The sequence below is a fragment of the Rickettsia sp. TH2014 genome (assembly GCF_019249195.1).
GTDB lineage: Bacteria > Pseudomonadota > Alphaproteobacteria > Rickettsiales > Rickettsiaceae > Rickettsia > Rickettsia felis.
Map to the genome: position 1 here is coordinate 1 of NZ_MXAX01000141.1, position 1,791 is coordinate 1,791.

Below are 1,791 nucleotides of genomic sequence, written 5' to 3' on the forward strand. Positions count from 1 at the left end.
TCGGCTTACAGACTCCTTGCTCTTTTTCAAATTAAATTTCGTCTATCTACTTTCATTTATAGCAGTATACTCATTATAATTTACAAAATTGGCTGTGTTGTTGCATGTATATGTTATGTCATTCCTGCGTAGGCGGGAATCCAGCATAAAGCGAGATAAATCGAGCTTTTAATTTCAAAAATTTGCTGTATTTATACTTTTTTTGGATTCTCGCCTACGCGGGAATGATATCGAACGGATTTTTTGGTCCACGCGGGCAATGCTTGCTCTCAATGACGGCTTAGGTATCTTTTTCGCAGGAATGACAATAACAATCCCTTTATGTATCGATATAAGATTACCATTGAATATTTAGGCACGAATCTTGCAGGTTGGCAAAGGCAAGCAGGAGTAATGTCGGTACAACAAATACTAGAAGAAGCGATTTATAAATTTTCCGGTGAACAGGTAATATTGTTTGGGTCAGGAAGGACAGATGCCGGTGTTCATGCTATAGGTCAAGTAGCACATTTTGATCTTTCAAAACATTTAGAACCTCACAAAATTATTACGGCTATTAACTATTTTGCAAGACCGTATGCTGTAGGAGTATGGAATTGTGAATTAGCCTCCAATAGTTTTCATGCTAGATTTTCAGCTACCTCCCGTCATTATATATATAGAATTATTAATAGGTCTTATCCATCCGTAATTGATTTAAATAGAGCATGGTGGATTAGTTCGTCTTTAGATATTCTAGCTATGCAAAAAGCTGCCGCTTATCTATTAGGCAAACATGATTTTACTTCCTTTAGGGCTAGCTCATGTCAATCAAAATCACCGATTAAAACTTTAACTGAACTTAATATTGTTAAAGAAGATGAAGAAATAAAATTATATCTTTCAGCCCCATCATTTTTGCATCATATGGTGCGTAATATTGTCGGTAGTTTAGTGCTTGTCGGTAAGAATGTTTGGCAGGCGGAACAAATTAAAGATGTTCTAGAAGCCAAAGATAGAAAAGTCGCCGGTCCTACTGCTCCCGCAACCGGACTTTATTTTGTAAAAGCAGAGTATTAATAACCATAGTATTACTCCTATCTACTTGCCAATAGTATAACCTCCGTTCCGTATTGTAACTTTCAATATTTAACACTATTTACAAAAAATCAAAATAGTATTTAGTTTACTAAAAAATTAATAATTGGTTAATTATGATGAATCAAGGAGCTTTACAATCTAAACCCAATAATCCCCAAGCTATTGCTTTTCCTGAAGGTAAAACCATTTTGGCCACCACGAATACTTCTAAAGAATTATCATGTGTGTCAGAAACAAATCTAGACTTACAATTATTATATGACTCTATTGCTCCGGTAAAAAATGTTAAGTCTACTGTAGAAATGGTGGTTTATTTATTAAATTATTTATCTCCAAAAAATGAAATAATCGCTATGCAAAATACTATGCAGGCATTATTTATTAATTTATAACTATGAAGAATTTATAAGTAATAAATTGCTTGATAGATACAAAATTACAAAAATATCCAAAAATATTTATGACTATCAAATAGGGAAAAATTCTTATTTATATGGTTTTAAATCAAACAAAATTAATAACTCGCAATACAAAGAAAGTATTTTTAAAAATACAAGCTACGGAGGTTGCTGTATACGCCGCTATAAAAAATGATCATAAACAAACCGCTGAAGAATTAATAAAAGAAGTATTAAAAAATGCAGACTTACACTTAACCGTGTTTTCAGTGTAGAAGTCAAGATTTAATCTTACAGACATTATAAAAATTAT

Annotated in this window: 3 protein-coding genes; all 3 read left to right on the plus strand. The window is 32.4% G+C overall.

From position 1 onward, the window contains the following. Positions 1-321: 321 nt before the first annotated feature. The 3 genes from truA to KYQ89_RS02670 all read left to right on the plus strand — a co-directional run bounded on the left by truA (position 322) and on the right by KYQ89_RS02670 (position 1,753). Positions 322-1,059, plus strand: a complete 738-nt coding sequence (truA, locus tag KYQ89_RS02660) for a tRNA pseudouridine(38-40) synthase TruA (RefSeq protein WP_218460288.1) — start codon at positions 322-324, stop codon at positions 1,057-1,059. Between the two features lie 134 nt (positions 1,060-1,193). Further along, the gene (locus KYQ89_RS02665; protein WP_218460289.1) at positions 1,194-1,472 is read left to right on the plus strand and encodes a hypothetical protein; all 279 of its coding nucleotides are present in this window, start codon (positions 1,194-1,196) and stop codon (positions 1,470-1,472) included. A gap of 101 nt (positions 1,473-1,573) precedes the next feature. Continuing rightward, a complete protein-coding gene (locus KYQ89_RS02670; protein WP_218460290.1) occupies positions 1,574-1,753 on the plus strand; it encodes a hypothetical protein in 180 nt (59 codons plus the stop codon). Positions 1,754-1,791: the final 38 nt, after the last annotated feature.